Annotated in this window: 3 protein-coding genes; all 3 read left to right on the forward strand. The window is 69.8% G+C overall.

The annotated features are described in order from the left end of the window. Positions 1 to 546 precede the first annotated feature (546 nt). The 3 genes from deoC to VIB55_RS18995 all read left to right on the forward strand — a co-directional run bounded on the left by deoC (position 547) and on the right by VIB55_RS18995 (position 5,241). Positions 547 to 1,572 carry a deoxyribose-phosphate aldolase gene (gene deoC / locus VIB55_RS18985; protein ID WP_331878246.1) on the forward strand — a complete coding sequence of 342 codons (1,026 nt, stop codon included), beginning with the start codon at positions 547 to 549 and terminating at the stop codon, positions 1,570 to 1,572. Positions 1,573 to 1,706: 134 nt separating this feature from the next. After that, positions 1,707 to 1,880: a hypothetical protein gene (locus VIB55_RS18990; RefSeq protein WP_331878247.1), complete on the forward strand. Its 174-nt coding sequence runs from the start codon at positions 1,707 to 1,709 to the stop codon at positions 1,878 to 1,880. A 187-nt stretch (positions 1,881 to 2,067) separates the two neighbouring features. Further along, a complete protein-coding gene (locus tag VIB55_RS18995; RefSeq protein WP_331878248.1) occupies positions 2,068 to 5,241 on the forward strand; it encodes a hypothetical protein in 3,174 nt (1,057 codons plus the stop codon). Positions 5,242 to 5,391: the final 150 nt, after the last annotated feature.

Raw genomic sequence — 5,391 nt, forward strand, 5'->3', positions numbered from 1 at the left:
GATGGTGTGCAGGCAGGGCTCTCCGAGGTCGCTCCATCGGGATGACAGGTGGCGCTTCGGCGTCTGCGGCTGTCATCCCGACGGAGCGGCCACGCCGAACCGGCCCCGGCGACGTAGACCGTAGCGACCGAGGGATCCGCCACACACTCGGCCAAACGGCTCCCGGCCTTGGAATGAGCCAGGCCGCTGCTTCGAGGCGTATCAACGCCGGGTTCGCGCGACGCGCGAACGACAACCAGCCGGGTTGTGTCTGCCGCGCTGGAGCACGTCGCGTGGTGTGTGGCGGATCCCTCAGTCGCTGCGATCAGCGGTGTGCGGGCAGGGCTCTCCGAGGTCGCTCCATCGGGATGACAGGTGGCGCTTCGGCGGGTGCGGGTGATGCCCCGGGCGGGACGCGACAGCGGCCTGAGCCGGGGCTTTTCGCTTTTCCAGCGGCGGGTTCAGCCGCTCGCGCGGGGCAGGGGCCTGCATCCAACCACACCCGTCCCTCGCCCCGCGCACCGCAACCCATTAGATTGTCCGGCTCACGCGTACCCGCAGCACCCGATGGCAACGCTACCGCACAACCGACTGATCGCCGTTCCCGCAAGCGGGCCCGCCGACGAGCCCGAGCCTGGGCACGACGAGCACCGAAACCCGGGCACGGCCCTGGACCTGGACTGGGTAGAGGCCGTCCGGGTCAACCGCAGCGCCGTGGAGCGCCGCGCCGCCTCGCTTTCCGCACGCCGCACCGTCAAGAAGCAGTGGCAGGCGGCCTGGCTGCTGCGCGCCATCACGCTGATGGACCTGACGACGCTGGCCGGCGACGACACCCCGGGCAACGTCCGGCGCCTGTGCGCCAAGGCCCGCCAGCCCGTGCGCCCCGAAATCCTGGAAGGGCTGGGCGTCTCGCACCTGCCCATCCACACCGGCGCCGTGTGCGTGTACCACTCGCTGGTGCCCACCGCCGTCGAGGCGCTGTACGGATCGGGAATCCCCGTGGCCGCCGTTTCCACCGGCTTTCCCGCCGGCCTTTCACCCTGGGAACAGCGGGTCGAGGAGATCCACGCCTCCGTCGAAGCAGGGGCCGCGGAGATCGACATCGTCATCACCCGCGCCCACGTGCTTACCGGCAACTGGCAGGCGCTCTACGACGAGGTGCGCGCCTTCCGGCAGGCGTGCGGCCCCGCGCACCTGAAGACCATCCTGGCCACCGGCGAGCTGGCGACGCTCCGCAACGTGCACAAGGCCTCGCTGGTGTGCATGATGGCCGGCGCCGACTTCATCAAGACCTCCACCGGCAAGGAGGCGGAGAACGCCACCCTTCCCGTGGGGCTGACGATGGTGCGCGCCATCCGCGAGTACCGCGAGCGCACCGGCCACGTGGTGGGCTTCAAGCCGGCGGGCGGCATCAAGACCGCCAAGCAGTCGCTGGACTGGATGCTGATGATGAAGGAGGAGCTGGGCACCGACTACCTGCGGCCCAACCTCTTCCGTTTCGGCGCCAGCTCGCTGCTCAACGACATCGAGCGCCAGCTGGAGCACCACCTGACGGGCCGCTACTCCGCCGCCTTCCGGCACCCGATGGCCTGACCCGCTCCGCCGCGTCCGCACCCGAAACGCTCCGGCCCCACGGCCGGAGCGTTTTTGCGTATGTAGTAGTCCGGCACACGTCCTGCCCCGTGCGGAGGACAGGGACCCACCACTCATCCGGGAGATTCGTCTACATGGAGAACGGCGACCTTCGCGTGCGCGGGCCGGGGCCGCGGCCGTGGATCATCGGCATCGTGCTGCTGGCCCTGGTGGCCGCGCTGGCGTTCTGGCTGCTGGACGACGGCGCCGACGACAAGACGCTGGACAGCATCTCCCGCCGGGGAGCCGCGGCGGCGACGGTGTCCTGAGCGGGGCCCTCCGCGCGTTGCATTCAGCGTAGAAGCCTTGTCCACCGGGCGGGAACGGGAAGTGCATTCGATTCCTCCGGCATTCACCGCAGCGATCCTGTCCCGGCGGCCATCCCCTGGCTTCCCGGCCCGGGGAGTTGCGCAGCGCGGATCTACATCCACCTCCGTCCGGTCGAGGGAGTCTCTCATGTCCGCAGTCACCCGGTTCCGGGCAGCGGCCGCGTTGCTCGCGCTGTGCGCCGGCACCACGGCGCTGGCATCGTCGCCCGCACAGGCACAGTACTTCGGAAGGAACAAGGTGCAGTACCGCACCTTCGACTTCCGCATCCTGCGCACGACGCACTTCGACATCTACTACTATCCCGAAGAGGAGCAGGCCGCCCGCGACGTGGGGCGGATGAACGAGCGCTGGTACGCGCGGCTGTCGCGCATCCTGGAGCACGAGTTCGAGGACCGCCAGCCCTTCGTGCTGTACGCCAGCCACCCGCACTTCCAGCAGACGTCGACCCTTTCGGGCGACATCGGCGAGGGGACGGGCGGCGTGACCGAGGCGTTCAAGCAGCGCATCATCCTGCCCATGGCCCACTCGTACGAGGAAACCGACCACGTGGTGGGCCACGAGCTGGTGCACGCCTTCCAGTACGACATCTCGGGGCTGGGCCGCGCCGGGGGCGGGCTGGAGCAGGCCGCGCAGCGGTACCAGGTCCCGCTGTGGTTCTCCGAGGGCATGGCCGAGTACCTCACCGTGGGCCCCGTCGATGCGCACACCACCATGTGGCTGCGCGACGCGGCGCTCACCGGGCGCATTCCCACGCTGGAGCAGCTGACGTACGACCCCAGCTTCTTCCCCTACCGCTGGGGCCAGGCGTTCTGGGCGTACGTGGGCGGGCGCTGGGGCGACGCGGCCATCGGGCAGATCCTCAAGCAGGTGGGCCAGGGCGTGCCCTTCCCGGACGCCTTCCAGCGCATCCTGAACGTGCCGCTGGAAGACATCGTCGACGACTGGGGCACCTCCATCCGCCGCACCTACCTGCCGCTGCTGTCCGACCGGCGCGAGGCGCGCGAAGAGGCGCGTCCGCTGATCACGCTGAAGACGGAGGGCGGCCGCATCAACCTGGCCCCGTCGCTTTCGCCCGACGGCACCAAGGTGGCGTTCCTGTCGGAGCTGGAGTTCCTGGACGTGGAGCTGTACATCGCCAACGCCGAAACGGGCGAGATCATCCGGCGGCTGGTGCGCGGCACGGCGTTCGACCCGCACTTCGGCAGCCTTCGCTACATCAACTCGGCAGGCACCTGGTCGCCCGATTCCCGGATGTTCGCCTTCTCGGCGCTGCGCGGCGGGCGCGACGTGCTGGTGATCATGAACGCCGTGCGCGGCGGGCGGCTGCAGGAGTTCACGATTCCGAACGTGGACGAGATCGCCAACCCCACCTGGTCGCCGGACGGCACGACCATCGTGGTCTCGGGGCTCAGCCAGGGGGTGACGGACCTGTACGCGGTGAACGCGCGCACCGGCGATGCGCGGCGGCTGACCAACGACCGCTTCGCCGACATGCAGCCCAGCTTTTCGCCCGATGGGCGGACGGTGGCGTTCACCACCGACCGCGGCGAGACGGACTTCGACCAGCTTTCGTTCGGCGAATACCGCATCGGGCTGATGGATTTCGCCACCGGCGAGATCCGCACGCTGCAGCGGGCGGACGGCGGCAAGAACATCAACCCGCAGTGGACGAGCGACGGCCGGGGATTGTACGTGATCTCCGACCGCGAGGGCATCAACAACATCTACCGCATCGAGGTGGCCACCGGGGCGCTCACCCAGGTGACCAACCTGTTCACCGGCGTCAGCGGCATCACCGACCTCAGCCCGGCCATCAGCAGCGCGTCGCGGGCGGACCGGCTGGTGTTCGCGGCGTACGAGCGCGGCGGGTTCAACATCTACTCCATCAGCAACCCCACCGAGCTGGCGGGGACGGCGCCCGAGCCGGTGCAGGTGGCGGCGGCCGGCATTCCCGGCGTGCCGCTGCCGGCGCTGCTGCCGCCGGTGCCGCGGCCGGAGGACGCGCCGTACAACCGTGTGCTGCTCTCCCTCAACGAGTACCGGTTCGGCCTGCCCGACGCGGCGGCGGTGGCTACCTGGACGGTGCGGCCGTACAGCCCGCGCTTGTCGCTGGACTACCTGGGCCAGCCGCAGATCGGCGCCTCGGCCAACACGGGGGGCGGCTTCAACCGCGGCGGCCTGTACGGCGGCATCACGGGCATCTTCAGCGACGTGCTGGGGCGGCACACGGTGTTCGGAACGGTGCAGGCGCAGGGGCAGATCGAGGAGATCGGCTTCAGCACGCTGTACCTGAACCAGGCCAGCCGCTGGACGTGGGGCGTGTCGGCGCAGCGGGTGCCGTACGTGTACGGGGGCCGCGCCCAGGGCTACCGCAGCCAGACCGAGTTCGTGCAGCAGGAGGTTCGCTACCGCTACTTCGACACGCGGCTGGCGGGGATCACCCAGTATCCCATCTCGCAGGTGCAGCGGATGGAGTTTTCCGGCGGTGTGCGCCGGTTCGCGTCGGACGTGCTGGTGCGCGAGCTGGTGACCGACGTGACCACCGGCGCCACCGCCTACGACGAGCGCCGCGAAGAAGGGAATGCGTTCAACCTGGCGGAGGGCTCCGCCGCGCTGGTGTACGACAACTCGCTGCAGGGCTACACGTCGCCGTTCGCGGGGCAGCGGTACCGCGTCGAGGTGGCGCCCACCCTGGGAACTGCGCAGTTCACCAGCGTTACGGGCGACTACCGCCGCTACTTCTTCCTGCGGCCGTTCACCCTGGCGTTCCGCGGACTTCACGTGGGGCGCTACGGGCGCGACGAGGCCCTGGTGGGCAACCTGTACCTGGGCTGGCCGTTCCTGATGCGCGGGTACTCGCAGAGCGACGTCCGCAACAGCTGCGTGGAGAGCGAGGAAATCCAGGGCAACGACTGCACCCTGTACGGCGACGAGCTCATCGGAACGCGGGTGGGGGTGGCCAACGTGGAGCTGCGGGTGCCGGTGTTCCAGCAGATCGTGCTGGGCGGCTCCTTCGGCCTGCCGCCCGTGGAGGGCTTCGCCTTCTTCGACGCGGGCACCGCGTGGGGGAACACGCCGCTGCAGAACCTGGGCTCGGGGCAGCAGCAGCTGGTGCGCAGCTCGCCCAACTTCAAGCGGGGCGTGGCCCCGGCCGCGGACGAGCGCGGCGTGATGACCAGCATGGGCGTGGGCGGGCGGGTGAACCTGTTCGGGTACGCGGTGCTGGAGGCCGTGTACGTGAACCCGCTGGAGCGCGACCGCGGCTGGCACTGGCAGTTCGCCCTGCAGCCGGGGTTCTGAACGGCGAACGGCAGTGCGAGAGTGCGAAAGTGCGGGGCGGGAGTGGAGTGTCACTCCCGCCCCCGTGCGTTCCGGGCTGTCCCGGCCAACGCACTCACGCACTCACGCACTCACGCACTCTTTTACTTTCGCACTTTCGCACCCTCGCAC

It is taken from the genome of Longimicrobium sp. (genome assembly GCF_036554565.1).
Lineage (GTDB): Bacteria > Gemmatimonadota > Gemmatimonadetes > Longimicrobiales > Longimicrobiaceae > Longimicrobium.

What these genes read in the sequence shown, in the direction of transcription:
- deoC (WP_331878246.1), top strand. Translation starts at nt 547, where the DNA reads ATGGCAACGCTACCGCACAACCGACTGATCGCCGTTCCCGCAAGCGGG.
- VIB55_RS18990 (WP_331878247.1), top strand. Translation starts at nt 1,707, where the DNA reads ATGGAGAACGGCGACCTTCGCGTGCGCGGGCCGGGGCCGCGGCCGTGG.
- VIB55_RS18995 (WP_331878248.1), top strand. Translation starts at nt 2,068, where the DNA reads ATGTCCGCAGTCACCCGGTTCCGGGCAGCGGCCGCGTTGCTCGCGCTG.